Annotated in this window: 20 protein-coding genes and 5 tRNA genes; 12 read left to right on the top strand and 13 right to left on the bottom strand. The window is 73.7% G+C overall.

Annotated features, from left to right (window positions below):
• Window positions 1-5: 5 nt before the first annotated feature.
• The 4 genes from ACPXBU_RS21400 to ACPXBU_RS21385 form a co-directional block, all read right to left on the bottom strand.
• Complete coding sequence (locus ACPXBU_RS21400) at window positions 6-1,007, bottom strand: YihY/virulence factor BrkB family protein (RefSeq protein ID WP_425759346.1); 1,002 nt, start codon at window positions 1,005-1,007, stop codon at window positions 6-8.
• The gene (locus ACPXBU_RS21395) at window positions 1,000-2,004 is read right to left on the bottom strand and encodes a diacylglycerol/lipid kinase family protein (protein WP_425759345.1); all 1,005 of its coding nucleotides are present in this window, start codon (window positions 2,002-2,004) and stop codon (window positions 1,000-1,002) included. Before ACPXBU_RS21395 ends, ACPXBU_RS21400 begins: the two co-directional genes overlap by 8 nt.
• 94 nt (window positions 2,005-2,098) lie before the next feature.
• Window positions 2,099-2,677, bottom strand: coding sequence for a Clp protease N-terminal domain-containing protein (locus tag ACPXBU_RS21390; RefSeq protein WP_425759487.1), 579 nt, complete (start codon window positions 2,675-2,677; stop codon window positions 2,099-2,101).
• Window positions 2,677-2,913 carry a helix-turn-helix domain-containing protein gene (locus tag ACPXBU_RS21385; RefSeq protein ID WP_425759343.1) on the bottom strand — a complete coding sequence of 79 codons (237 nt, stop codon included), beginning with the start codon at window positions 2,911-2,913 and terminating at the stop codon, window positions 2,677-2,679. The genes ACPXBU_RS21390 and ACPXBU_RS21385 overlap by 1 nt, the downstream gene beginning before the upstream one ends.
• A gap of 171 nt (window positions 2,914-3,084) precedes the next feature.
• On the opposite strand from ACPXBU_RS21385, the gene ACPXBU_RS21380 reads away from it, so the two are divergent.
• From ACPXBU_RS21380 to ACPXBU_RS21365, 4 genes are all read left to right on the top strand, one after another.
• Window positions 3,085-3,969: a DUF1963 domain-containing protein gene (locus ACPXBU_RS21380; protein ID WP_425759342.1), complete on the top strand. Its 885-nt coding sequence runs from the start codon at window positions 3,085-3,087 to the stop codon at window positions 3,967-3,969.
• Window positions 3,970-4,242: 273 nt separating this feature from the next.
• A complete protein-coding gene (locus ACPXBU_RS21375) occupies window positions 4,243-5,094 on the top strand; it encodes a universal stress protein (protein ID WP_425759341.1) in 852 nt (283 codons plus the stop codon).
• Between the two features lie 61 nt (window positions 5,095-5,155).
• The gene (locus ACPXBU_RS21370; RefSeq protein ID WP_425759340.1) at window positions 5,156-7,549 is read left to right on the top strand and encodes a phosphoketolase family protein; all 2,394 of its coding nucleotides are present in this window, start codon (window positions 5,156-5,158) and stop codon (window positions 7,547-7,549) included.
• Window positions 7,550-7,559: 10 nt separating this feature from the next.
• Window positions 7,560-8,405, top strand: a complete 846-nt coding sequence (locus tag ACPXBU_RS21365) for a universal stress protein (protein WP_393375926.1) — start codon at window positions 7,560-7,562, stop codon at window positions 8,403-8,405.
• Between the two features lie 10 nt (window positions 8,406-8,415).
• Here ACPXBU_RS21365 and ACPXBU_RS21360 read toward each other — a convergent pair whose 3' ends face one another.
• A complete protein-coding gene (locus ACPXBU_RS21360) occupies window positions 8,416-9,063 on the bottom strand; it encodes a TOPRIM nucleotidyl transferase/hydrolase domain-containing protein (protein ID WP_425759339.1) in 648 nt (215 codons plus the stop codon).
• 307 nt (window positions 9,064-9,370) lie between these two features.
• Between ACPXBU_RS21360 and ACPXBU_RS21355 the strand changes: the two genes are divergently transcribed.
• The 4 genes from ACPXBU_RS21355 to ACPXBU_RS21340 are packed head-to-tail and all read left to right on the top strand — an operon-like array spanning window position 9,371 to window position 16,941.
• Entirely contained in the window at window positions 9,371-10,303 is a 933-nt protein-coding gene (locus ACPXBU_RS21355; RefSeq protein ID WP_425759338.1) for an ABC transporter ATP-binding protein, read from the top strand.
• Entirely contained in the window at window positions 10,300-11,022 is a 723-nt protein-coding gene (locus ACPXBU_RS21350; RefSeq protein WP_425759337.1) for an ABC transporter ATP-binding protein, read from the top strand. The genes ACPXBU_RS21355 and ACPXBU_RS21350 overlap by 4 nt, the downstream gene beginning before the upstream one ends.
• A gap of 7 nt (window positions 11,023-11,029) precedes the next feature.
• On the top strand, window positions 11,030-14,197 hold the full coding sequence (locus tag ACPXBU_RS21345; protein ID WP_425759336.1) for a permease: 3,168 nt from the start codon (window positions 11,030-11,032) through the stop codon (window positions 14,195-14,197).
• Window positions 14,194-16,941, top strand: a complete 2,748-nt coding sequence (locus tag ACPXBU_RS21340) for an FtsX-like permease family protein (RefSeq protein ID WP_425759335.1) — start codon at window positions 14,194-14,196, stop codon at window positions 16,939-16,941. Before ACPXBU_RS21345 ends, ACPXBU_RS21340 begins: the two co-directional genes overlap by 4 nt.
• Window positions 16,942-17,025: 84 nt before the next feature.
• On the opposite strand, the gene ACPXBU_RS21335 is transcribed toward ACPXBU_RS21340, so the two are convergent.
• Window positions 17,026-17,100, bottom strand: a tRNA-Val gene (locus tag ACPXBU_RS21335).
• A gap of 26 nt (window positions 17,101-17,126) precedes the next feature.
• Window positions 17,127-17,199, bottom strand: a tRNA-Gly gene (locus tag ACPXBU_RS21330).
• A 148-nt stretch (window positions 17,200-17,347) separates the two neighbouring features.
• Here ACPXBU_RS21330 and ACPXBU_RS21325 point away from each other — a divergent pair.
• The gene (locus tag ACPXBU_RS21325; protein WP_357070106.1) at window positions 17,348-17,590 is read left to right on the top strand and encodes a DUF6458 family protein; all 243 of its coding nucleotides are present in this window, start codon (window positions 17,348-17,350) and stop codon (window positions 17,588-17,590) included.
• A gap of 110 nt (window positions 17,591-17,700) precedes the next feature.
• Here the strand turns inward: ACPXBU_RS21325 and ACPXBU_RS21320 are convergent, their stop codons facing one another.
• From ACPXBU_RS21320 to ACPXBU_RS21300, 5 genes are all read right to left on the bottom strand, one after another.
• Complete coding sequence (locus ACPXBU_RS21320; RefSeq protein WP_425759334.1) at window positions 17,701-18,282, bottom strand: TetR/AcrR family transcriptional regulator; 582 nt, start codon at window positions 18,280-18,282, stop codon at window positions 17,701-17,703.
• Window positions 18,283-18,419: 137 nt separating this feature from the next.
• A complete protein-coding gene (locus ACPXBU_RS21315; RefSeq protein ID WP_425759332.1) occupies window positions 18,420-19,391 on the bottom strand; it encodes a glycosyltransferase in 972 nt (323 codons plus the stop codon).
• Between the two features lie 195 nt (window positions 19,392-19,586).
• A tRNA-Val gene (locus ACPXBU_RS21310) sits at window positions 19,587-19,658 on the bottom strand.
• A gap of 13 nt (window positions 19,659-19,671) precedes the next feature.
• A tRNA-Cys gene (locus ACPXBU_RS21305) sits at window positions 19,672-19,742 on the bottom strand.
• 34 nt (window positions 19,743-19,776) lie between these two features.
• Window positions 19,777-19,849, bottom strand: a tRNA-Gly gene (locus ACPXBU_RS21300).
• A gap of 453 nt (window positions 19,850-20,302) precedes the next feature.
• Between ACPXBU_RS21300 and ACPXBU_RS21295 the strand changes: the two genes are divergently transcribed.
• From ACPXBU_RS21295 to ACPXBU_RS21285, 3 genes are all read left to right on the top strand, one after another.
• Window positions 20,303-20,905: a TetR/AcrR family transcriptional regulator gene (locus tag ACPXBU_RS21295; RefSeq protein WP_393375905.1), complete on the top strand. Its 603-nt coding sequence runs from the start codon at window positions 20,303-20,305 to the stop codon at window positions 20,903-20,905.
• An 80-nt stretch (window positions 20,906-20,985) separates the two neighbouring features.
• Window positions 20,986-21,567 carry a TIGR03086 family metal-binding protein gene (locus tag ACPXBU_RS21290; RefSeq protein WP_425759331.1) on the top strand — a complete coding sequence of 194 codons (582 nt, stop codon included), beginning with the start codon at window positions 20,986-20,988 and terminating at the stop codon, window positions 21,565-21,567.
• 235 nt (window positions 21,568-21,802) lie between these two features.
• On the top strand, window positions 21,803-24,706 hold the full coding sequence (locus ACPXBU_RS21285) for a M36 family metallopeptidase (protein ID WP_425759330.1): 2,904 nt from the start codon (window positions 21,803-21,805) through the stop codon (window positions 24,704-24,706).
• Between the two features lie 46 nt (window positions 24,707-24,752).
• On the opposite strand, the gene ACPXBU_RS21280 is transcribed toward ACPXBU_RS21285, so the two are convergent.
• Entirely contained in the window at window positions 24,753-25,604 is an 852-nt protein-coding gene (locus ACPXBU_RS21280) for a hypothetical protein (RefSeq protein ID WP_425759329.1), read from the bottom strand.
• Window positions 25,605-25,776: the final 172 nt, after the last annotated feature.

Raw genomic sequence — 25,776 nt, 5'->3', positions numbered from 1 at the left:
GTGCCCTACAGCGCCGTCATGTCCCCGGTGTCGAGCAGCTCGGCACGGTCGGTGTCGGGTTCCCACAGGTCGGGTTGGGCCGGCTCCCGGGCGCCGATGCGCAGCGCCTCCAACTGGGCGGCGAAGGACAGCCCGCCGAAGAGCGCCATCCCGGTCAGGTTGGCCCAGAGCAGCAGCGCCATCATGCCGGTCAACGCGCCGTAGGTCTGCCCGAAGCCGTCGCTGAACCGCACGTACGCGGCGAGCAGCAGGCTGGCCAGCCACCAGAGGACCGTGGCGATGCCGGCGCCGAAGAACAGCCAGGACAGGCCGGGCTGGTTGCGTCGTGGCGCGTGCCGGAACAGCACGGCGACGGCGAGGACGGTCAGGCCGAGGCTCAGGGGGAAGCGGACCACGTCCCAGATGCCGTTGGCGAGCGCACCCCACTCGTAGTGCTCGCGTACCGAGTCGCCCATCGCGCCGCCACCGACCAGGATCAGGAAACCGGCGAGCGCGGGCAGGCCGGCGGTGATCGCCAGCACCGCGGCGCGGAGGTACTTCCGCAGCGCGGGCCGGTCCCGTTCGACGCCGTAGATGCGGTTGGCGCCCCGTTCGATCTGGGCCATGGTGGTGGTCAGCGCGAACAGGCCGGTGAGCAGGCCGAGGGCGAGGGCGAGTTCGCCCGCGTCCTCGACACGTTCGCCCTCGCCCAGCAGCTCGCCGACCATCTGCGCGCTCTGGCCGGGGGTGAGCGCCAGGACGGTGTCGGCGACGACCTGACCGCCCTCCTCGACGCCCAGCTCGCTGATCAGGCCGGTGAGGGCGATCAGGAACGGCACCACGGCGAGGCAGAGTTGCAGGGCGAACGCACGGGAGTGGCTGAACCCGTCGCCGTAGCGGAACCGGATGAAGGCGTCGCGCAGCAGGTGCCAGGTGTTCTGCCGGCGCAGGGTGTGCCAGGCGTCGTCGGCGGACAGCTCCTCGTCGGCCATCAGCCGGGTCTCCGGCACGATCCGGGTGCTACTCACGGCGCGCGTCCTCGATCAGCTGCTCGCCCCGCTCTCCGGCGCCCTGCGCGTCGACGGCCAGGTCGGGGGCGTCCTCGGGTTGGGGGACGCAGAGCCACAGCGCCTGGGTGCGGATGTCCGCCCGTAGCTGTCGGCCCGGGGCGATGAGGTCGCCGTCCAGTTCCCTGGGCTGGGCCCGGTTGCTGCTGACCACCACGCGTCGGCCCCGGAGGACCTCCATCCGCGGCACCTGGCCGCTGCGGCGGACCACCGCCCAGCCGAGCGCCAGCCAGTGCCGCAGGTTGCGGGGGGTGAGAACGGCGACGTCGAGCCAGCCGTCGTCCGGCTCGGCCTCGGTGAGCAGGGTCACCCCGCCCTGGAGCCGGCCGACGTTGGCGATCAGGACCGAGCGGGCCCGGCGGCGTACCGGCGGGCGGTCGTCGATGCGGATCTTCACCCGCATCGGCCGGTCCCGCAGGTGGCGGGCGGCGCCCATGACGTACGCCGGCCAGCCGATGCGGGCCTTGGTGGTCTCGGAGGTGGCGTCGAGCATCTGGGCGTCGAAGCCCATGCCGGCCATCACGGTGAAGTACCGGTCCTCGACGGCGCCGACGTCCAGCAGCCGCCGGCCCCGTTCGACGGCGACCTGCAGCCCGGCGGCCAGGTCGGTGGAGAGACCGAGGTTGGCGGCGAGCAGGTTGCCGGTGCCCTGCGGCAGCACGGCGAGGGCCACGTCGGTGCCGACGAGCGCGCTGACGCAGGACATCACGGTGCCGTCGCCACCGCAGGCGAAGACCAGGTCGACGCCGGACTTGACGGCCTGCTCGGCCTGACCGCGGCCCGGGTCGTCAACTGTCGTTTCGTACCACTGCGGCTCGGGCCAGCCCGCCGCGCTGAGGGCGTCGTTCACGGTACGGCGCAGCTCGTCGAGATCGTCGACCTTCACCGGGTTGACGACCACGGCGGAGCGCAGCCCACCGTCGCCGCCCGAGGGTCGCCTGTCCTGTCCAGCATCCACGGGCGCCAGTGTGCAGCACCGGGGCACCTTCAGCGACCCAGCGGGGGTCTCGCGTCGAAAGTGCCACAGACACGTTTCAACGCGAGCGCCCCCGTCAGGCCGCCGCCCGTAGCGCGCTCTCCACCCGTCGGCGCAGATCGTCGAGGTCGATGCCGGCCTCGGTGAGCACCAGCGCGCCCAGCCCGTGCCCCTCCCGGAGCACCCCGAGCAGGATGTGCTCGGTGCCGATGTGTTTGTGACGCAGGCGCAGCGCCTCGCGCAGGGACAACTCCAGCGCCTTCTTGGACCGGGGTGAGAACGGCCCGCCGAGGTAGCGCCTGCGCCTCCACCGGCGACGCGGCGCCGGCACGGCCTCGCGCAGCGCGTCCGGGCCGAAGGACTCCTCGATGCGGGCGACGATCGCGGCCAGGTCGATGCCGATCTCCCGCAGGGCCGCCGCGTCCGCGTCGCCGAGTCCGGCGCCGCCGCTGGCGGTGTGCCGGCGGACGCGCTCGCGCAGGTCGTCGGCGCGGACGCCGGCGTCGGCGAGCACCCGGCTGGCCAGGCCGGCGTCGTCGTCGAGCAGGGCGAGCAGCAGGTGCTCGGTGCCGACCGGCCGCTGACCCTCGGCCCGCGCCTCCTCCAGCGCCCGGCGCACCACGCCGCGCGCCCGGTCGGTGAACCGTTCGAACATCACGCCTCCCAGGATGAGTTGACCGCCGGTCGCCCGGCGTGCTTCTTGTGCACCGCCTGCCGGCTGACCTCGAGCGCGCCCGCGATGTCCTGCCAGGACCAGCCCTGTCGACGGGCGTTGTCGACCTGGACCACCTCGAGCCGCTCGAGCAGCCGGCGCAGTGCGCGGACGGCGCGCAGCCCGACCCGGGGGTCGGTGCTGCCGGCTGCCGCCGCGAGTTCTGTCGCCTGACTCATGTCGTCAACATACGTTGACACCGCACCTCGTGTCAACCCTGGTTGACGTTCCCCCGATCGGCACCGGTTGTGGGTTCACAGCGGAGTTGATCCGTTCTCGCGGAGCTTGCTCCGAACCCGGCCGAGTGCCGCCGGCCGGGTCGTCGCGCCCACCTGGCACCATGTTGCGCTATGGATCATGAGGGACGGTTTCGTCGTGCAGCGCTCGCGTTGGGCATCCCGGACGACGAGGTCAGCCGACTCAGCCAACACCTTCGCCTGTCGATCCGGTTGAGCGGAGGATCCAGCGGTGTTCCGGTCGGGCAGTTCGGTGGGTTGCCCCGGCTGCCGGTGGACATGGACTGGCCGTCCGACGGGGTCGATCCGCTGCCGTTCGTCTTCTCGGTCGACTGTGCGGCGCTGCCGGCAGTCGACGGCTTCGGCCTGCCGGCAGACGGCTCGCTGCTGTTCTTCCTGAACCACGAGCAGGCCGCTGCCACCGGGGACCGAAGGTTCGGGCGAGTTGTGCACGTGCCGGCCGGCACCGACACCGAGGTGGCGGCAGGATCCACCGACCACGCGTTGGTCGGCGAGCAGTACGACGTCAGTGCCACGCTGCGCGCGGAGTTCCCCGACTGGTTCGGGATGGACGACGAGGTCGACGAGGACGAGGACGACCTGTCGCCCTTCCAGCAGCAGGTGGCCGGTGACCTCGAGCGTGACCTGCCGCACCTCGACGAGCTCTGCGCCCTGGCCAACGACCTCTGGCCGCCCGACAACGGGTACGCCAGCGCCTTTGTCGGCGGGTACGCCGGCCAGGAGGTGATCAAGGATATCGCGGAGCAGACCCTCGCGTGGCGCGAGAAGACCGGCGAGATCGTCATCCCAGTCGCGAAATGGTATTCCCGGGTCGAGGAGGAGACGCACCGCCTGACGACCGAATGGGTGTCGCTCGCCCACTTTCCGGTAGACAACGAGCGCTACTACCGCAGTGATGGCCGTTTCGTGATCCGTCACGACGACCTTGCCGCCGGCCGGCTTGACGAGGCGCTCGCCATGGCCGAGTTGACCCCGTAGCACACCTGCGGCACCGGACACGGCCACGAGCTGCGGTGCCGGCGGCGCCGACGCCAGATGCCGGGCATCCGCCAGCGCCGATGAGCGCACCCGTGCTGTACGGGCTGGGTCAGTGATCGGACCAGGCGCTCGCCGTGCGGCGTGGTGATCGGGTCGTTACGGCTCCTCGGACTTCGCCGAGAAACCACAATCGGCCCATCACCGTGACCATCCGACTACCCTCGGCTAGAGACAGCGTGGTCCTGCCGGGCGCGCCGCCGGGAGGTGATACCGATGGCCGCAGCCACCGACGCGGCGGTGCTCGTCGGCCTCGGCTCGGATCTCGACCTTCCGGTCGTCGAACAGGCCGCGCAGGAAGCCGCCGGGCACGGCCGTGCCCTGCACCTACTGCACACCTTCGACTGGCACGCGGCGTTCGCCGCCGACAGCGTCGCCGCGCCCCGCGACCGGGCCGAGGAACTGCTCATCCGGGCCGCGCAACTCGCCCACCAGGCCGAACCCGGCCTGACCGTGGGCAGCGAGATCGTCGAGAGCGCCACGCTGGCCACCCTCATCCGACGCTCGGAGACGGCCTTCCTGCTGGCGGTCGGCGACAGCGGGATGGCCGGCAGCGGCCAGTGCGTCCCGGCCGAGACGCTCGCCGTGCAGTTGGCCGCGCGGGCCGGTTGCCCGCTGCTGGTGGTCCGCCGCGAGCCGCCACCGCAGGGCCCGGTGCTGGTCGGGGTGGACGGCTCGCCCAGCTCGCACCTCGCGCTGCAGTGGGCGGTGGAGTGCGCGGCACGGCGGGACGCCCGACTGCTCGCGCTGCGGGTGGTCGAGCAGGACGAGGACACCGACGCGGTCGCCGAGCAGCTCGGCGAGGCGCTGGCCCGGCATGCCGGCCACAACGGTTCGGTGCCCACCGAGTGCCGCGTCGTGCGCGGCGATCCCGGTGAGGTGCTTGTCGACACGTCCCGCACGTCGCAGCTGGCGCTCGTCGCCGCCCGGGGCGACGAACCGGGGCGAGCAATGCTGGGCGCGGTCGCCCAGTCCCTGCTCTACCACTCCCCCGCACCGGTGGTCGTCGTCCGTGGCCTGACCGAGGCGCCGCTGACCGGCCCGGACCCCCGACGCCAACGGCCCTGAACCCCGGGGTTGCGCGGCGGCGCAGCCGAACGCCCCACTCCTACCCGCGAGAGGCAGCCTGATGGACACCGCTCTCGACGTGCGACACGCCCTCACCGACGACGAGCTGCGCCGGCTGGACGCCTACTGGCGCGCCGCGAACTACCTCACCGTCGGGCAGATCTACCTGCTGGGCAACCCGCTGCTGCGGGAGCCGCTGACCACCGACGACATCAAGCCCCGGCTGCTCGGGCACTGGGGCACCAGCCCCGGGCTCAACCTCGTCTACGCCCACCTCAACCGGGTGATCGTGGCGCGTGACCTCGACGCCATGCTGGTCACCGGCCCCGGGCACGGCGGCCCGGCCATCGTGGCCAACACCTGGTTGGAGGGCACCTGGTCCGAGCGCTACCACGACGTGGCGCGCGACGAGGTCGGGATGGCCAAGCTGTTCCGCCAGTTCTCCTTCCCGGGCGGCATCCCCAGCCACGTGGCGGCGGACGTGCCGGGCTCGATCCACGAGGGCGGCGAGCTGGGGTACGCGCTGAGCCACGCCTACGGCGCCGCGTTCGACCACCCGGATCTCGTGGTGGCCTGCGTGGTCGGCGACGGCGAGGCGGAAACCGGGCCACTTGCCGGCAGCTGGCTCTCCAACGTGTTCCTCAACCCGGCGCGCGACGGCGCGGTGCTGCCCATCCTGCACCTCAACGGCTACAAGATCGCCAACCCGACCGTGCTGGCCCGGATCCCCGAGGCCGACCTGCTCGACCTGATGCGCGGGTCGGGCTACCAGCCGTACGTGGTGGCCGGCGACGACCCGGCAGTGGTGCACCGTACGCTCGCCGCGACGATGGACCGGGCGCTCGACGAGATCGCCGAGATCCAGCGGCGGGCCCGTTCCGGCGGCGCCGTCGAACGTCCCCGCTGGCCGATGATCATCCTGCGGACACCGAAGGGTTGGACCGGCCCGAACGAGGTGGACGGCATCCAGGTGGAGGGCACGTACCGCGCCCACCAGGTGCCGCTGTCGGGGGTCCGCGACAACCCGGCCCACCTGGCCGAGTTGGAGCGCTGGCTGCGCAGCTACCGGCCCGAGGAGCTGTTCGACGCCACCGGCGCCCCGGTGGACGAGTTGCGGACGCTGCCGCCGCGCGGAGACCGGCGGATGAGCGCCAACCCGGTCACCAACGGTGGCGTGGTGCTGCGCGACCTGGCCCTGCCCGACTTCCGCGACTACGGCGTGGACGTCGAAGAACCGGGCCAGCCGATGGCCGGTGCGACGGGGGTGCTCGGCCCGTGGATCCGTGACGTCATCAGCGCCAACCCGGAGACGTTCCGACTGTTCGGCCCGGACGAGGTCGCCTCCAACCGGTTGGGCGCGGCGTTCGAGGTGACCGGCCGGGCCTGGGTCGCCGCCACCGTTCCCGGCGACGACCACCTCTCCCCCGACGGCCGGGTCATGGAGGTGCTCTCCGAGCACCTGTGCCAGGGCTGGCTGGAGGGCTACCTCCTGACCGGCCGGCACGGGGTCTTCACCAGCTACGAGGCGTTCATCCACATCGTCGACTCGATGCTCAACCAGCACGCCAAGTGGCTCAAGGTGACCCAGGCCATCCCCTGGCGGCAGCCGATCGCCTCGTTGAACTACCTGCTGTCCAGCCACGTCTGGCGGCAGGACCACAACGGCTTCTCCCACCAGGACCCCGGCTTCATCGACCACGTGGTCAACAAGAAGGCCGAGGTGGTCCGGGTCTACCTGCCGCCGGACGCCAACACCCTGCTCGCCACGATGGACCACTGCCTGCGCAGCCGGCACTACATAAACGTGGTGGTGGCCGGCAAGCAGCCGGCACCGAACTGGTTGACGATGACCGAGGCGATCCAGCACACCCGACGCGGCCTGGGGATCTGGGAGTGGGCCAGCAACGACGGGGGCATCGAACCGGACGTGGTGCTGGCCTGCTGCGGGGACGTGCCCACCCTGGAGACGTTGGCCGCCGTCGAGCTGCTCCGCCAGCACCTCCCGGACCTGCGGGTGAGACTGGTGAACGTGGTCGACCTGATGCGCCTGCAGACGGACACCGAGCACCCGCACGGTCTGACCGACAACGAGTTCGACACCATCTTCACCCAGGACCGGCCCGTCATCTTCGCGTACCACGGTTATCCCTGGTTGATCCACCGGCTGACCTACCGCCGCAACAACCACGAGAACCTGCACGTCCGCGGTTACAAGGAGGAGGGCACCACCACCACCCCGTTCGACATGGTGATGCTCAACGACCTGGACCGCTTCCACCTGGTCATCGACGTCATCGACCGGGTACCCGGGCTGGCCGCCCGCGCCGCGCACCTGCGGCAGCGGATGGTCGACGCCCGGCAGGCGGCCCGCGACTACACCCGCCGCTACGGCGAGGACGACCCCGAGGTCGCCGAGTGGCGCTGGGTCCGCGAAACCGACCCGACGAACCCCTGAGGAGGACGACGTGCGCGACGCGGAGATCCTGGTCGGCTACGACGGCTCCACCGACGCCTCGACGGCGCTGGAGTGGGCGCTGGAGGAGGCTCGGCACAGCGGCCAACCGGTGCGGCTGGCGTACGTCTTCGAATGGCTCACCGTGGCCGGTTGGGTCGGTCCGGGCGTGGCGCCCGGGGTCTGGCCGGACGAGACCGCCCGCCGGCAGGTCGAGGACCTGGTCCGCAAGGCCGCGGCGGAGGCCGCCGCCGCCCACCCCGGGCTGACGATCACCGGCGAGGTGTACGACGGACCACCCGCCCTGGTGTTGCAGGAACGCTCGGCCGAGGCCGGCATGCTGGTGCTCGGCAGCCGGGGCCACGGCGGGTTCGGTGGCCTGCTGGCCGGGTCCACGGCCGTGTCGGTGGCCGCCCACGCACACTGCCCGGTGGTCGTGGTCCGGGACGGGACGGCCGGCGGACCGGACGACCCGGTGGCGGTCGGGGTGGACGGTTCGGCGCCGTCGCTCGTGGCGCTCGGCTTCGCGGTCGAACGGGCGGCGCGACGGCAGGTGCCGTTGCGCGTGCTGCACGCCTGGACCCCGGGCCCCGGCGGGGCGGCCGGGGTGCCCGACGAGCGGGCCGCGGTGGAGCAGGCGCTGGAGCCGTGGCGGCGTACCTATCCCCAGCTGAACGTGACGGTCGACCTGATCTCGGGCAGCCCGGCGGCGATGCTGATCGAGGCGAGCCGGTCCGCGCAGGCGGTGGTGGTCGGCAGCCGGGGTCGCGGTGGACTGGCCGGGATGCTGCTCGGCTCGGTCAGCCAGCAGGTGATCCAGCACGCCGGCTGCCCGGTCGCGGTGGTCCGGGAACGCTGACCGCGCGGATTCAGCCGAGCAGCCGATCCAGTGGTCGTGGGATGGCGTCCGGATCGAGGGCGCGGACGAGCGCGCGGGCGTAGCGCGCCTTGCGGCCGCTCATCGTGCCCATGAAGCGGCGCAGTTGCCGCTCGATCGTCCGCCCGCGCTGCGCGGGCTGGTTCTGGAAGACCCGGAACCGGGCCAGATCCCCCTCGGCGTCGATGACCCGCTCGACACCGGCACTACCGAGCGCGCGGATCAGCTCGTCCTCCAGGTCGGTCACGCACACCTGGAAGCCGAGCGCCTCCATGGCCGAGCGGGTCAGGTCGCCGCCGAAGCCGGCCTGCTCCAACCCCCGCCGGAAGAAACCCTCCTCGGCCTCGTCGCAGAGCCCCCGTACGGTCACCGCCAACCCCTGCGCGCCGAAGAGCCGCAGGTAGCGGGCGACACTCATCGCGCCGCCGATCGGCAGGACGAGCACGCCCTCGCCGGCCAGGTCGCGGCCCCGCCGCTCGGCCAGCGTCTCCACCGCGCACCGATCGCTGAAGCCCTCGACGAGCACGACGGTGCTCAGGTCGCCGGCCACCGCACGGGCCACTGTGGCGGCTGCCGCGGCGTCCGCACCGCCGGCCGCCCACACCTGCACGGCACCTCGGAAACGGTCCGCCTCTCGCACACGCCAGAGTCTCGCAACCTGCGCTGGCGACCGCCACCGGATTGGGCGCGGGACCGGCTCGTCACCGACCCCTACGCCGGACGTGCACCGGCGGACCCTCGTCCCGCACCCGGAAAAACGGGCCCGGGCATGGTCGACGAAGCCGCCTACCGCGAATCTGCTTCAATCTGCGTCAGCACGGGCAATCGAGGCGCGCGACGCCTGCGTGACCGTGCGTGCCGACCGGGTGACAGCACGCGCCCGACCGGTGGGCCCGACCGCTACCCGAGGCTGGCTCGACGTCGGCACGAACCGGACGGAGAAGGGGATGCCCCGCACACCGCTGTCCCTGCCGCAGCCATCCGCGCGGGCGCCCGAGTTCGGCCGGGACGCGCTCATCGTCTGCGAGAACCTGGTACGGATCTACCAGACCGGTTCGATCGAGGTGCAGGCGCTACAGGGGCTGGACCTGGCCGTGGAGAGCGGTGAGCTGGTCGCCATCGTCGGCGCCTCCGGGTCCGGCAAGTCGACACTGCTCTCCATCCTGGCCGGCATCGACGCCCCCACCGCCGGGCGGGTCCGGGTCGACAGGTGGAACCTGCTGACGATGTCCCGCGCGGACCGGGTGGACTACCGGCGGCGCACCGTCGGGTTCGTACGGCAGCAGACGGCGAGCAACCTGATCCCCTACCTGACCGCACGGGAGATGGTGGACCTGCCGATGACGGCGGCCCGTACCCCGAAGGAGGAGCGCCGGGAGCGCGCCGCCGAGCTGCTGGACAGCCTCGGTGTCGCCGACTGCGCCGACCGCCGCCCCGGGCAACTCTCCGGAGGGCAACAGATGCGGGTCGCGATCGCGGTGGCGCTTGCCAACCAGCCGCGGGTCCTGTTCGCCGACGAGCCGACCGGCGAGCTGGACGCCGCCACGTCCGCGGAGGTCTTCGGCGTGCTGCGGGACGTCAACCGGCGCTACGGCGTCACGGTTGTCGTGGTGACCCACGATCCGGAGGTCAGTGGCCAGGTCGAACGGACCGTCGCGATCCGGGACGGGCGTACCAGCAGCGAGGTGCTGCGCCGCGCCACCACCGACGCGGAGGGTGACACCCACGTGACCGCCGAGGAGTACGCCGTGATGGACCGGGCCGGGCGGGTCCAGGTGCCCCGCGAGTTCCGCGAGGCGCTGGCGCTGACCCGACGGGTCCGGCTGGCCCTGGAACCCGACCACATCACGATCCACCCCGACTCGGGGAGCGACGAATGAGCGGCGAGCCGCTGCTGCGCGTGCGCGGCGTCGAGCGGCGCTTCCGCACCGGGCCGACCGTCGTACACGCCCTGCGCGGCGTGTCGTTCGACGTGGCCGCCGGTTCGATGGTGGCGCTCGTCGGCCGGTCCGGCTCGGGCAAGACCACCCTGCTCAACGTCATCGGCGGCCTGGACCGCCCGGACGCCGGCACCGTCCACGTCGACGGCACCGACGTCACCGCGCTCGACGAGGACGGCCTGTCCCGGCTGCGGCGCGAGAAGGTGTCGTACGTCTTCCAGAGCTTCGGGTTGATCCCGGTGCTGTCGGCCGCGGAAAACGTCGCGGCCCCGCTGCGGATGGCCCGCGTCGCCCCCGCCGAGCGCGAGCGGCGGGTCGAGTTGCTGCTGGACCTGATCGGCCTGTCCGACCACGCCCGGCAGCGGCCGGCCGAGCTGTCCGGCGGCCAGCAGCAGCGGGTGGCGATCGCCCGCGCGCTGGCCGCCTCGCCCCAGCTTCTGCTCGCCGACGAGCCCACCGGGCAACTGGACGCCGAGACAGGCCTCTCGGTGATGGCCCTGCTGCGCGGGATAGTGGAATCCGAGGGCGTCACCGTGCTGGTGTCGACGCACGACGCGGTGATGATGGCCCTCGCCGACCGGGTGATCCGCATCCACGACGGGCACCTCGACGACCAGGCCGCCGGGCAGCCGTACGCGCCCGCGCCGGACGCCGGGTGACGCGACGATGCTGAGGCTGGTCAGCCGGCGCGCCCGCGCGCAGTGGCCGCTACTGGCAGCCCTCCTCGGGGTCGTCACGATCGGTGCCACCCTGCTGGGCACCTGCACCCTGCTGATCACCCGCACCGCCGAGCGGGCGCTGGAGGTCGCCGTGACCCGCGCCGCCCCCGCCGCCGTCGACGTGACCGTCTACACCGGCGCCATCGAGGGCCCGGACACGTCGTCCGTCGCCACCGACACCCGTACCGTGGTGGCCTCCGCACTGGCGCCGTTCCCGGTGACGACAACCGCGCGGGCGTCGACGGTGCTGCGGGCACTGCCGCCCACGCTCGTCAAGGGCACAAGCGTCGGAGCCCAGGCGTACCTGTCGGGGCTGGATGACCTGCCGACCCGAGCCGAACTGCTCACCGGGCGCTGGCCACAGCACCCTGGCGACGCGGTGCTGCTGGAGTCCACCGCCCACCTGCTCGGCCTCACCCCCGGCAGCCGGGTGCGCCTCGGCACCGAGCTGGCCCACGCGCCCGTCCCGGCCATCGACGTGATCGTCGTCGGTGTGGTCCGCCCGCTGCCGGGACGCGGCTGGGACCGCGACCCGCTGGCCGCGGCCGGCTCCGCCACCGGCTACCTGGACGGCCGCTTCCTGCAGCCGGTCAACGCCTACGGCCCGTTCCTCGTCGACCTCGCCGACCTGGTCACCACCGGCGCCACCGTCGACCGGATGGAGGTCACCGCCCACCCGGACCTGTCCCACCCCAACCGCCACGACCTGGAGACCGCGGCCGGGGCCGTCCGCGATGCCGACGACCGGCTGGCGGGCACCCTCGGCGACCGCGTCCGGCTCGCACGTGTCTCCTCCGAACTCCCGCTGACCCTGCGGTCCGCCGACGACCAACAGCACGTCACCGCCGCCGTCGTACTCGCCATCGCCGTCCTCGGCGGTGTCCTGGCCGCGACGGCGCTCGTCCTCGCCGGCCGGCTCACCACGGGCATCCGCGCCGACGAGACCGCCCTGCGGTCCGCCCTGGGCACCAGCCGCCGCCAACTCGCCGCCACCGCGACACTCGAGGCCGGGCTCGTCGCCGCCGTCGCCGCCGCGCTCGCGATACCGGCCTCGTCGGCCCTGCACGCCGGCCTGACCCACCTGCCGCCGCTGGACGGCGCCGGCCTGACCGTCCGCCCGGCCATCGCCGGCGCCCAGGTCCTCGCGGTCACCGGCGGCGCGCTGGTGCTCGCCGCTGTCCTCACCGTCCTGGCGATCCGGCCCGTCCCGGCGGCCGGCGGCCAGCGCACCCGCCGCGAACTGCTGGCCCGATCCGGCGCCGACCTGATGCTCGCGGTATTCGCCGCCGCCGGCTGGTGGCAGCTGTACGCGCAGCCCACCGCCGCCAGCGCACGCGCCGACGTGGTCCGGGTGCTCGCACCGGCGCTGCTACTCACCGCGGGCGCCGCCCTGGCCCTCCGGGTGGTACTGCCCGCCCTCCGCGGCGCCGACCGGCTGGCGTACCGCGCCCGCGGGCTGGCGCTTCCGCTCGCGGTCGCCGAGGCCGCCCGCCGGCCACAAGCGGTCGCCGCCGGGCTGCTCGTCGGACTGGCCTGCGCGGCCGGAACCTTCGGCCTCGCCTTCGACAACACCTGGCACCAGTCGCAGCGCGACCAGGCCGCGCTCTCCGTCGGCACCGACCTGGCTCTCACCCTCGGCACGGCGCCGGTGGCCGGTGAGGGCGCGGTCGTCGGCGCGGCCACCGCGGGCACCGTGAGTCCGGTCCTCGACCGTGGCACCACGGTCGGTCAGTGGCTCGGCACCGCGGGCGTCGCGCCGCGCCTGGTCGCCGTCGACACCACCCGCGCCGACGCGCTGCTGCGCGGGCGGCTGGACGGCGACCGCGGTTGGGCGGACGTCGGCGCCACGCTGGCACCACGCACCCGGGTCACCGGCCTCGCCATCCCGACCGGCGCCCCGCTGGTCCTGAGCGGGACCACCACCGGCGGCACCCCGCTCACCGTGACGCCCCGGCTGCTGCTGCAGGACGCCAGCGGCCTGCGCACGTCCTGCACCGGCCCCGCCGTAGCGCTCGACGGCCGGGAGTTTCGGCTGCCCGCCTGCGCGACGGCCGACGGGCAGCGCCTCGTCGCCGTCGCCCTGCCGGTCACCACCGACGAGGTCGGCGGACCCGTCGCCGTCGCCGTCACGCTCACCGTGCCGCCCACCGGGTCGGTGGAGAGGGCCACGGACGGATCGGACTGGACCGCCACCTCCGCGCCGCCGATCCCGAGCAAGCTGAGCGACCTGACCGTCGGGGTGTCCGCCACGCCGGCGGGAACCGCGCTGCGGATGGCCGCGACCGTCGACCTCGGCGCCGCCGAGGACGCGGCCCGGACCCTCGTCGCCACCGCCTTCCCGGACCCCGGCCCGGTGCCCGTCGCCGTCTCCGCCCGCTTCGCCAGCGAGGTCGGCGCCGAGAACGGCAGCAAGCTCAGCGTCACGGTCGGCATCACGCCCGTCCCGATCGTCGTCGCCGAGGTCGTGCCGACCGTACCGTCCGCCCCCGGCGCCGTCGCCGTCCTGGCGGACGTGGACACGCTGTCGCGCGCACGCGCCGTCACCGGCGACCTGACCTTCCCGGTCGACGCCTGGTGGGTCGGCCACCCAGCCGACCCCGGTGCCGCCGAGCGGGCCACCGCCCTGCACCTGGGCACCGTCGCGTCCCGCGAGGCGGAGACCGCCCGCCTCACCAGCGGCCCGCTGCGCGCCGGGCTGCCGGCCGCGCTGCGGCTCCTCGTCCCGGCCGCGGCCCTGCTGCTGCTCGCCGGCGTCGTCCTGCACGTCACCTGTGACCTACAGGTCCGCGCCGTCGAGGTGACGCGGCTGCGCGGCCTGGGGATGTCCCGGCGCGGCATCCGGGCCGTGCTGCTCGGCCAGCACGCCGGCGTTCTGCTGCCCCTGCTCGCGGCGGGCGCGGCAGTCGGCGCGCTCGCCACCCGCGTCGTCGCTCCCCTGCTCGTCCGCTCCGACACCGGCGCCGCACCCGTCCCGGCCACCCAGCCCCACTGGCCGTGGCCGGCCGAGGCCGCACTGCTCGCCGTGCTGCTGGCCGGATGCCTGCTGGCGGTCACCGTCGTGGTCACCGTCCAGGTCCGCCGGGCCGACGCCGCGCACCTGCGGGTGGCGCCGTGAACCGGTGGCTGACCCGCCGGTGGCCGGCGCCGCACTGGCCCAGCGTCCGCGGCCGTGGCCGTACCGACGCCGGACCGCTGCTGCTCACCGCCGCCGTCATCGCGGCCGTCGCGCTCCTCGCCGGGGCCGTGCCGGCGCTGCTCGGAGCCGCCGCCGACGACGCCGTCCAGGACACCGTCCGCCGCGCCGGACCCGACGCGAACGTCCTCGTGCACGCCAACTGGGAACGCGACGACGGGCCGACCGGCGGGCGGGTCCGGATGCCCCGCCTCGCCAAGGAGATCGACAGCTTCCGCACCCGGACGGAGAACGCGCTCGGACCCGAACTGGACGCCGCGCTGCTCCCGCCCGTCGCCGTCGTCAACGGCCCGATCCTCACCATCACCGACGGCAGCGTGCCGCGTACCTTCCAGTTCACCTACCTGGCCGGTGACCTCGGCGGCCCGGCCGTGACCTGGATCGCCGGCAACCCGCCCGGCGCCGCCGTCGCCGACGACTACGTCGAGACCCCGTACGACGGACCGCCCTGGCCGGTGCAGGTCGGCCTCTCCGAGGTGGACTCCGCCGCACTCCACCTCGGGCCCGGCGACCGCATCCCGGTCACGGACGGCCAGGGTCGCAGCCCGAACGTCCGGATCAGCGGGATCTACCGACCCGCGGACAGCGCCGACCCCGCCTGGCGACTCGCCCCGTCACTACTGCGCCCCGTGCCCGGCGCCGACGGCGTGGGGACCACCCGGTTCGGCGGCCTGCTGTCGCGCGAGTCGTTACCGGACGCCCGGCTCGCCGTCGACGAGGACCAACTGCGGCGCACCGTCCACTTCGCACCCGTTCCCGACGCGCTCACCTGGGACGACACCGCCGCGCTCGCCGGCAAGGTGGTCAAGCTCAAGGCAACCTCCGGCTCGTCGATCGCCCGCGACGAGTCGCTGAAGTGGGAATCGCAGCTGGACACGGCATTGCGCGACGCCCGCGCCCGCAACAGCGCGGTTGCCGCACAGGCCTCCGTCCTGCTCACCGGGGTCCTGACCGCCACGGTGCTGGTCCTGCTCCTCGCCGCCGACCTGCTGGTCCGCCGCCGTACCCCGGCGCTGAGCGCCGCCCGGCACCGCGGTGCGGCGCTACCCGACCTCGGTGCGGAACTGGTCCTCGAGTCCACGGTCGTGTCCCTGTCGGCCGCCGCCGTCGGGCTCGCGCTCGCCCGCGCGGCCGCCCCGGGCGTCTCCTGGACCTGGGCCGTGCCCGTGGTGCTGGCCGGTGCCGTCGCCGGGCCGGCGTTCGGCACCCTCGCCGCCGCCCGCGCCAGCCGCGACCGACGCCAACCCGCCAACCGGGCCGCCCGACGCTGGATCCGGGCCACCGGCCAGCTGCGCCGCGCCGCCGTGGAGGCCGCCGTCCTGATCGCCGCGGTCGCCGCCTTCGTCACACTGCACCAGCGCGGGCTGCTGTCCGTCGCCTCCGACGGCGACGCCGGTGAGCTGACCGGCGACCTGATCCTGCCGATCAGCGCCCTCGCCCTGGGCGCGCTCGTCGGCGCGCTCGTCCTGCTGCGGCTCCTGCCCCTCGGGGCGCGGTTCGCGCTCCGAGGGGCCCTGCGCTCGCGCCGCCCGCTGGCCGTGTTCGGCGCCTCCCAGGCGGCCACAACCGCCGGGCGAGCGCTGCCGCTGCTGGTGCTGGTCAGCACCACGGCGCTCGCGTCGTTCGCGCTCATCCTCGGCGCGACCGTCACCCGGGGTCTGGCCGACGGCGCGTGGAGCACCGTCGGGGCGGACGCCCGCCTCGACGTCGGCGCCGAGGCCGCCACACCCGCACTCGCCGAGCGCATCGCCGCCGCACCCGGGGTGGGGCAGGTCGTCGTCGCGCAGGTGACCGACTCGGCACGCCTCTCCACCGAATCGGGGCTGCTCACCCCACGCCTGGTCATCGTGGACGCCGCCGCGTTCCAACGCCTGCTGGCTACCACTCCGCTGCCCGACGCGCCGGCGCTGGCCCGGCTCACGGCGTCCGGTCCCGGGAGCGTCCCCGCGCTGGTCCGATCGAGCGACGGCAAGCTGCCGACCGGCACGCGGCTGCAGCTACCCCGGGAACGCGCCCCGGCGATCGGTCTCACCGTGGTCGGTACCGCTCCCTCCGTCGGCGGCGCCGACGACGTCGTCATCGTGGACGCCGCGGCCCTCGCCGACGCCGGGCTGCCCGCCGTTCCGAACACCGTCTGGGTGACCGGCCCCGGCGCGGCGCGGGCCGTGGCGAACACCGGCGTCCCCGCCGACGTCGTGCTGCGCACGGACGTCCTGCGGGCGCAGCGGGCGGCTCCGTTGACCACGGGCCTGCTCCGGCTGGCGTGGACGGCCGCCGCGGTACTGCTGGCGCTGGGGTTGCTCGGCCTCGCGCTCGCCGCCGCCTCCGGTGCGGCCCAGCGGTGGCAGACCCTGACCCGGCTACGGACCCTCGGTCTGCGGCCACGCGACGCTCGCTGGGTCGCCGCCGGTGAGCTGCTGCCGCCGGTCGTGGTCGTCGCGGTGTGCGGCCCACTGCTCGGGGCCCTGCTCGCGCGCCTGACGCTCGGCCCGCTCGACCTGCGGCTGCTCACCGGCCAGGCCGCCGATCCGGCGGCGGTCCTGCCGTGGTGGCTGCTGGGTCTGCTGGGCGTGGCGCTGATCGCGGCGGCCGCCACTGTCGTACCCGTGGAGTCGGCGCTGCGGCGACGCGACCGGCTGAGCGAGGTGCTCCGCGCCGGCGAGTAGTCGACCGACTCCCCTGCGGGGAGCAGAAACGCCGAGACCCGTCACCGGATTTCCGGCAACGGGTCATCGAACCGCTTGTATAGCTGGTGGGCGATACTGGGTTTGAACCAGTGACCTCTTCCGTGTCAAGGAAGCGCGCTCCCACTGCGCCAATCGCCCGTGGCGGCCCCGTGGGGCGCATCGCGAGCGGACGACGGGATTCGAACCCGCGACCCTCACCTTGGCAAGGTGATGCGCTACCAGCTGCGCTACGTCCGCACGTCCCCGGCAAGCGCCGGCGACAGGTGAACTCTACCCGATGCCAAGATCGCTTGGCACGGCACCCTGCCCGGTCGCGGTTGCGCTGGTCCCCGCCGGGGTACTGAGGGGCTCGACAGCGCACCACACCCCCCTTAAGGAGGCTGTCGTGGGTATCGGCACCAGCATCTTCCTGATCGCGCTCGGCGCGATCCTCACCTTCGCACTTGACGCGAGCGTCGGCGGCATCAACCTCGACGTGGTCGGCTGGATCCTGATGGGGGCCGGCGTCCTCGGCCTGATCATGACCACGCTGATCTGGGGCCGCCGCCGCGAGGTCGTCACCACCACCGAGCAGCCGGTGGAATACCAGCGGGTCGAGGAGCGGCGGGACATCGCCCCGCCGCTGTGACCCGACCACACTCCACCGCCGGCACAGTCGACGGACCAGATGCTGCCCGGGCCGGCCGCCTCGACGAGGCAGCCGGCCCGGCACGCCGGGCCGTCCACCTCGCCCGGTGGTCAGTCCAGGCAGGTGAGCGCGACCTCGGCGTACCGTGTCAACGCCGCCCGGTCCGGGCTGATGGCGCCCATCACCCGTAGACCCTGCAGGCTGGTCACCAGGAACCCGGCCAGGTCGCTGGCGCTGCGGTCGGATGTGATCTGGCCCCGCAACTGCGCCTCGGCGAGCAGGTCGAAGAGCGCCAACTCCAGCGACTGGGTGGTGGAGCGGAGCCGCTCGGCGACCCGCAGATCCTGGTGTGCCCGTTCCATCGACGCCCCGACGATCAGGCAGGACAGGTGCCGGCCGTCGCCGGTGATGTCGTCCACCGCGCTGACGAACACCTCGCGGATGACCGCCCGCGCGTCGTTGCCGGAGCGCAGCAGCTCGACCATCGGCGCGGCGTAACGCTGCCGGTAGAGGTCGAGCACCGCCAGGTAGAGGCCGTCCTTGCTGCCGAAGGCGGCGTAGATCGAGCCACTGCCCAGGCCGGTCGCCTCGGCGAGGTCGCGCATGGAGGCGCCCTCGTAACCCTTGCGCCGGAACACGTCCATGGCGGCGTCGACCGCGGCGTCGAGGTCGAATTCGCGGGTACGGGCCATGGGCGAACGCTACCCGCAATCTGGAACGATCGACAAAGTTTCGTCTGTCACAGTCGTCGAATCGACCTCTTTGCGCAGGTGAGCGCGGTCAGGGGGCCGCCGGCGAGCGCGGCGCCCACACCGCCGCCCTCACCTCGTCACCGATCGGTGAGCCGGTCTACCGCGGCCTCGGCTTCCGGCAGGTGGCCGAGTTCCGCATCCTCACCTTCCAGGGCGACGGGCGACGGCGCCGCCGCCATCGGGTTCTTCCGGGCCGGGGCGGCGGCGCGGTAGGCCGGGTGGGTTCGGTGCAGCGCCCGGAACGGCAGGTAGAAGAGCATGATCAGCCGGCTGGTCAACCAGGCCCGCCAGTAGCTGGCGCTACCGGCCCGTCCCCGCGAGTGGCTGGCGTAGGAGGCGTCGATCATCCGCAGGTACGCCCAGAAGTCGGCCGGGTCGTTCCGGAAACGGCGCGCCGAGGTGCTGGCCCGGAGCCCGGCGGCGAAGACCACCCGGTGGCCGGCCCGCCGCAGGTGGATGCCGAGGTCGAGATCCTCGTGGTAGCGGCGATCGTCGCAGAGGTCGGTCCGGATGGCGTGCCAGGCCCGGGCCCGGACCGCCATGTTCGCACCGAACAACCAGTCGAGCCGCCGCCGGCTCGGCAGCGTCCACGCCCGGCGCAGCGTCAGGTCCACCGCGTTGAGGGCCACCGGAAAGCGGATGTCGTAGTAGGTCACCGGACCGGTCACCGCCGCGACCGTGCCGTCCGCGAAGACCCGGCGGACCTCCTCCACCCAGTACGGCGGCAGCCTGGTGTCCGCGTCGATCCGGCCGATGACGTCACCGGTGGCCGCCATCAGGCCCCGGTTGCGGGCGGCCAGCACGCCCAGCCGCGGTTCGGTGAGCAGCACGACCCGGTCGGCGTACCCGGCCAGCCGGGCCCGCGTCGCGTCCGTGGAGGCGTTGTCCACCACGATGATCTCGTCTGCCGGCGTCGTCTGCCGGAGAGCCGCGTCGAGGCACGGCCCGATGGTCTCCTCCTCGTTGTGCACCGGCACGACGATCGACACCGTCGGCGCGCGGGCCGGACCCGCTCCGGCGCTGTCGGATGGTGCAGCCGCCCCGGCCATGGTCCGCCCCCGCCCCAGGGTCGATGGATCGTCGCGCGGGAAGCGTGCCATGCGAGGCCGCATCGGCGCTGTCCCGCGTCGTGCGGTCGTCGAGCGCCTCGGCCAGCAGGGCTGGTGCCGGCCGATGAGGCCTGGACAGCAGAAAGCCCGTTACCGGAAAGCCGGTAACGGGCGCTCAACTGCCTGAATATCCTGTGGGCGATACTGGGTTTGAACCAGTGACCTCTTCCGTGTCAAGGAAGCGCGCTCCCACTGCGCCAATCGCCCGTGCTTGTTGCCGAGGTGGGGACGGGATTTGAACCCGCGTGGACGGCTTTGCAGGCCGTTGCCTCGCCTCTCGGCCACCCCACCGAGGTTGCCCCCGTCACGCGTGGCGGCAGCTCCGAGCGGACGACGGGATTCGAACCCGCGACCCTCACCTTGGCAAGGTGATGCGCTACCAGCTGCGCTACGTCCGCACGCCCCCGGACGTTCCCGGGTGACGGATGAGAACTTTAGCCGAGCCGGTGAGAGACTGCCAACTCGGGGTCACCCCGGCGCGTCCCATCCCTTCCGGGCCACGTCGAAGACCCCCCGGGCTGCGCCGAAGACCCTTCCGGGCTGCGTCGGAGACCAGCGCGGGCGGGAGACGGGGCCGCCACCCGCTGGGCTTCCTAGGGGGCTGGCCTGGTACTGCCGGCCGCCACCGACCGTCACACTCGGGAGCCCGGGGACGATGATGGCCATCAGTGCGCCGCACGCCGTCGACCAGGCACTTCGCACGTCATCCACTCGCGGTGGACCTCGGTGAACGCTCGCACAGGAACGACTGACGGCACCCCAGGGAAGTGTCCGGCTTCCGACTGTCGCATCGCGGATCCGGCCGCAGCGGTAACTGTTCGTGTTCAGTCGGATGGGCTACGGTAACGGTCGTGACGAGACGTGCGGCCGAGATCCGCCTGGATGCCCTGCTGCGCACCGCCTGTGACGTGATCGTGGAGCGCGGTCTGGCCAACACCCGGACGGCCGACGTGGCGCAGGCCGCCGGCGTGAGTCAGGCACTTGTTTTCTACCACTTCGCCACGAAGGATCGCTTGCTCGCACAGGCCTTCGCGTACGCGGTCGAGCAGGATCTGGCCCGACTGGACGCGGTGACCCGCTCCTCGGCCCCCCCGCTGACCAAGCTCCGCCGGATCCTCAAGCTCTACACGCCGGCCGGCCGGGCGACCTCCTGGTCGATGTGGATCGACGGCTGGTCCGAGTCGCTGCGCACCCCCGAGTTGGAGAAGGTGTCCCGCCGGCTCGACCTGCGCTGGCGACAGGACCTGGCCGCGGTGATCTCCGCCGGGGTGGCCGACGGCACGTTCCAGTGCGCCGACCCGGACGGGGCCGCCTGGCGGATCAGCGCGGTGATGGACGGCCTGGCCGTCCAACTCGCGGTGCACGACCGGGTGATCTCCCGTCGGCAGTTCGGCGAGTGGGTCCGGCTGGTCACCGCCCGGGAGCTCGGCCTGGACCTCACCGACCTGGACTGAGCCGGGCGGCCGACGCGGTCGCCGTCACCAGGGCGGGCAAAACGGCTCGGCCCGCCCCGCCGACCGGAACAATCGGCAGCATGGATCTGCTGGAGGCGTACCGCCGGAGCCTGGCCGAATTCGTCGACCGGGTGGACCAGGTCGAGCCCGGCCAGTGGTCCGACCCGACACCCTGCTCCGACTGGGACGTCCGCACGCTCGTCAACCACGTGGTGAGTGAGGGCCGCTGGAGCGTCCCGCTGCTCGCCGGCCGGACCATCGACGAGGTCGGCGACCGACTCGACGGCGACCAGCTCGGCGACGACCCGATCGCGGCGGCGCGGGAGACGGCCGCGCAGGCCGAGATCGCCGCCACCCATCCGGGCACGCTCGACCGCGCCGTGCACCTCTCCGCCGGCGAGACCCCGGCCACGGAATACCTCCAGCAACTCCTCGCCGAGCACCTCGTCCACGGCTGGGACGTGGCGGTGGCGATCGGCGCGCAGCCTCGGCTCGACCCGGACGCGGTGCACGTGGCTGCCCGGTGGTTCGCCGGCCAGATCGACGACTACCGCCGCGACAACCTGGTCCAGACCGGGGTACGGGTGCCCGACGACGCCGACGAGCAGGACCGCCTGCTGGCCGCCTTCGGCCGCGACCCGGACTGGACGCCTGGCGACTGACCCGGCGCGGTGGCACCTCCGGCGGTGCGAGTGGGCGTGCGCCCGCTCGCCGCCGGTCGCCGCATGTCGACTGATTTCGATCAATAGGCGGGTCGGGCGGCCCCGGGCCTTGCCGCCGCCACAACTGACTGATATTCACAAATGCACATGCGTCATCGCGCATCGACGGCCGGTGACAACCGGCCCTCCGCTCCCACGAGGAGGTCCTGTGCCACTACCCGAATGGTCACCCCCGATGAGCCGGCGGCGACGCCGGCTCATCGCCGTCCTGGCGACGACGGCCACGGTCGCCGCGTTGCTCCCCACCGGCGTGAGCACCGCGGCCCCCACCGGCAGCGCGGCGTCCGCCGAGCGCCGGTCCGGACCGTTCAGCGAGGGGCACGAGCCCGCCGACGCCGACAACCGCACCGGTACGGCGGCACCCGACGCCCGCCAGCGCGGCCTGGCCCGCGCCGCCGACCCCGACGTCAGGTGGAACCGCCTCGGCACCCCGCAGGCCCTCGGCCCCGGCCGCACCCCGCTCGCCACCGGGCTGCCCGCCGACCCGGAGGCCGCCGCCCGCGCCTACCTGCGGGCCAACCGCGACCTGTTCGGCCTGGACGCCGACGCGGTGGCCAGCATGGAACGGGTGCTGGTCCGGCCGATCGGCAGCGGCGCCGTGGTCACCCTCCGGCAACGCTTCGGCGACCTGCCCGCCGGCCCGGACGGTCTCGTCACCCTCGCGGTCGCCAACGGCACGGTGCTCTCGGTCAGCTCCTCGCTGACCCGCGACACCGGCACGCCCGCGCCGGCCACCCGCACCGCCGAGCAGGCGTACGCCGCCGCGCTCGCCGACGCCGGGCTGACCGCCGCCGCGGTGGCCAGCCACACCATCCGGCAGGTGGCCGTACCCACCCCGCTGGACGGGCCACGGGCCGCCTACGAGGTCACCATGATCGGCGCGGACACCGACCAGCCGGCCGCGTTCACCAGCTACGTGGACGGCGGCACCGGGCAGGTCCTGGTCCGTGAGGACCTCGTCGACTTCGACTCCGACAACCCGAGCTGGGCGGTCTTCCCGGCCACCCCGCCCCGCGACCTCGACCCCGGGCAGGACCCCCGGGTCCGCTGGTGCGCCGACCCCGCACCCGGTTGCCAGGCCGCCCTCCGCGACCCGGCCACCGGTCAACCCTGGGACGTCGACGCGGCCACCGGCACACCCACCTTCACCTCGCGCGGCAACTCGGCCAACACGGTGCTCTCCTGGGGTGCGGGCACCCCGATCGTCCCGGCCACCGCCAGCCCGGAGCGCCGCTACGAGTACCCGTTCACCGACCAGTGGCACCAGGCGAAGTGCAACCCGGAGGTGTTCACCTCCGCCCAGCGCAACGACGCGGACGCGTCGATCGCCAACCTCTTCGCCATGCACAACCGGATGCACGACTGGTCGTACCGGTTGGGCTTCACCGAGTCGGCGTGGAACCTCCAGGCGGTGAACCTCACCCCGGCCGGGCTGGGCGGTGACGCCGAGCAGGGCCGCGCCCAGCAGGGCGCGCTGACCGGCAACCGGAACAACGCCAACCAGGGCACCGGGCGCGACGGGCAACCACCGACCACGAACATGTACCTGTGGCAGCCGCAGGCAGGTGGCCCGTACCCGCCGTGTGTGGACGGCGACTACGACATGACGGTGATCGGCCACGAGTACACCCACGCGATCACCAACCGGATGATCGCCGGCCCGGACAGCGGGATCGGCGGCCACCAGGGCGGCGCGATGGGCGAGTCGTGGGGCGACCTGCTCGCCGCCGAGTACCTCTTCCAGAACGGGCTGCGCGCGCCCGGGGAGACGCCCTTCGTCACCGGCGGCTACGTCACCGGCAACCTGGTCAGCGGCATCCGCAACTACGACCTCAGCCGCAGCCCGCTCAACTACTCCGACATCGGCTACAACACCGGCGGTCCCGCCGTGCACGCCGACGGGGAGATCTGGGGCGCCACCAACTTCCGGGTCCGCGCCGCGCTGGTCGAGCGGTACGGCCTCGGCACTCCGCAGCGGCAGCTCGACTGCGCACAGGGGAAGGTCGCCGCCGACACGTGTCCCGGCAACCGGCGCTGGTCGCAGTTGGTCTTCGACTCGTTCCTGCTCCAGGCCGCCAGCCAGGTCAGCATGCTCGACATGCGGGACAACATGCTCACCGCCGACCTGCTCCGCTTCGGCGGCGCCAACCAGGACCTGATCTGGGCGGAGTTCGCCCGCTCCGGGATGGGCCGCGACGCCGCCACCAACGGCGCCGGCGACACCGACCCGACGCCCAGCTTCGCCTCGCCGCGCGGCGGCAACGCGACGCTCACCCTGCGCCCGCGCGGGGACAGCGCCGACGCGCCGATCCGGGTGTACGTCGGGGCGTACGAGGCGCGGGCCACGCCGATCGCGGACACCGACCCGGCGACGCCGATCCCGGACACCGTGGAGCTGGTGGCCGGCTCGTACGACCTGCTCGCCGTGGCGCCCGGCTTCGGCCACCAACGGCTCGGTGTGGTCGCCAAGGCCGACCAGGACGGGTTCGTGGACCTGCGGATGCGCCGCAACCTGGCGTCCACCGCGTCCGGGGCGACGATCACCGGCGACGGGGTCAACCTGGACCGGGTCGCCGACGACACCGAGGCGACGAACTGGGCCTCCCTGGACGGGGTCGCCGGCCGGCAGCTCACCGTGGCGTTGCCCGGGGACGCCCCGCAGACCGTCAAGCGGGTGAACGTCAGCGCGATGCTGCGCCCGGCGATCACCGGCGACGCCGACACCGGCAGTCAGAACGCGCTCAGCGCGCTGCGCTCGTTCGCGGTGTCCGCCTGTAACGCGACGACCACCGACTGCGCGGACCCGGCGCGCTGGCAGCGGATCTACACCAGCGCGGGCGACGCGTTCCCCGGCGGGGCGTACCGGGCGTACAGCCGGGACATCAACCTCCGGACGTTCGCGGTGCCCAGCACCCTCGCCACCCACCTCCGCCTCGAGGTGCTGGCGAGCCAGTGCACAGGCGGCCCGCGGTACGCGGGCGAGCAGGACGACGACCCGGTCACGACGACGGACTGCGCCACCGCCAGCCCGGCCCGGACGCAGGTCAGGATCGCCGAGTTCCAGGCGTTCTCGGGGTGACGCCGTGGGGGCCGGCGGACTGCCCGCCGGCCCCCACGTCCCCCGATCAGCGGCGGGCCGGCCGCCAGCGGTCGGCCGGGGCCGGCCGCTCCCAGGTCCGGTCCACCGGCGGGTCCTCGGCCTCGTCGGCCGGGGCCCGGGTCAGGTGTCGCAGCCGCAGCAGCAGGCCCATCCCGAGGAAGAGCAACAATCCGCCGAGCACGAAGGCGGCCTGCACCACACCGAACCCGCCGGTCCGCGAGACCGGGCGGCCGGCCGGTGGCGCGGCGTCGGCCGGATAGTCCCCCGCCGGCTCCACCCCGGACGTGTCCTCCTCGGCCGGCGCGCTCGCCGGCTCGCTGGGCCGCGCCGGGGTGGCGCTCGGCGTCGGCGTACCGGTCGGGGTGGCGCCCGCACCCCGCACCGAGCGGGTGGCCGTCTGCCGGGCCAGCAGGCGCGCGTTGGCGTCGTACGCCTCGGCGGCGAGGGTGACCCGCCCCTGGGTGACGTCCTCGGCGAAGGCCACCCGGTAGCGCGCCGTGACCGTGCGGCCCGGGCAGAGCGTGCCCGGGTCGAGCTGCCGGTCGGTCAGCCGGGCCACGTCACCCTCGGTCTGGATCTGCAGGGGAAAGTCCCCGGTCTCCTCCACCCGGTCCATCTTCACCTGGTCGAGTCGGATGCCCTGCACGCTGAGCACCATCGACCAGCGCACCTTCACGCAACCGCCGCGCCGATCCGTCTGGGACACCACCGCGGAGATCGTCCGCACCTGATCCCCGGCGGTGAACCGGGCCGGCAGGCCGCTCATCTCGGTGGCGAAGGCCGCCTGCGCCGGTGCGGCCAGGGTCAGCACCGCCCCGGTCACGCCGGCAACCAACGCCCCGACCCGCAGCGCGTACCGCCACACGATCACCACCACCTCGCCTCTTCTCGTCGCTCCCGGGAAACGCTAGGAGGAAACGGGCGGGTCGGGCAGAGGGGTGTCTTCGCACCGGACGCCAAGGACGAGGGGTGATTTCACCGACAGTGGTGAACCCCTCACCCGTACCGGTCCACCTCCCCGCGCCGCCGGGGATCGCCGGTGCGCGAGA

Origin of the sequence: Micromonospora sp. DT231 (assembly GCF_049847025.1) — a bacterium.
Classification (GTDB): Bacteria; Actinomycetota; Actinomycetes; order Mycobacteriales; family Micromonosporaceae; genus Micromonospora.
The sequence above is the reverse complement of the archived record's forward strand: the minus strand, read 5'-3'. Positions and strand labels throughout refer to the sequence as shown.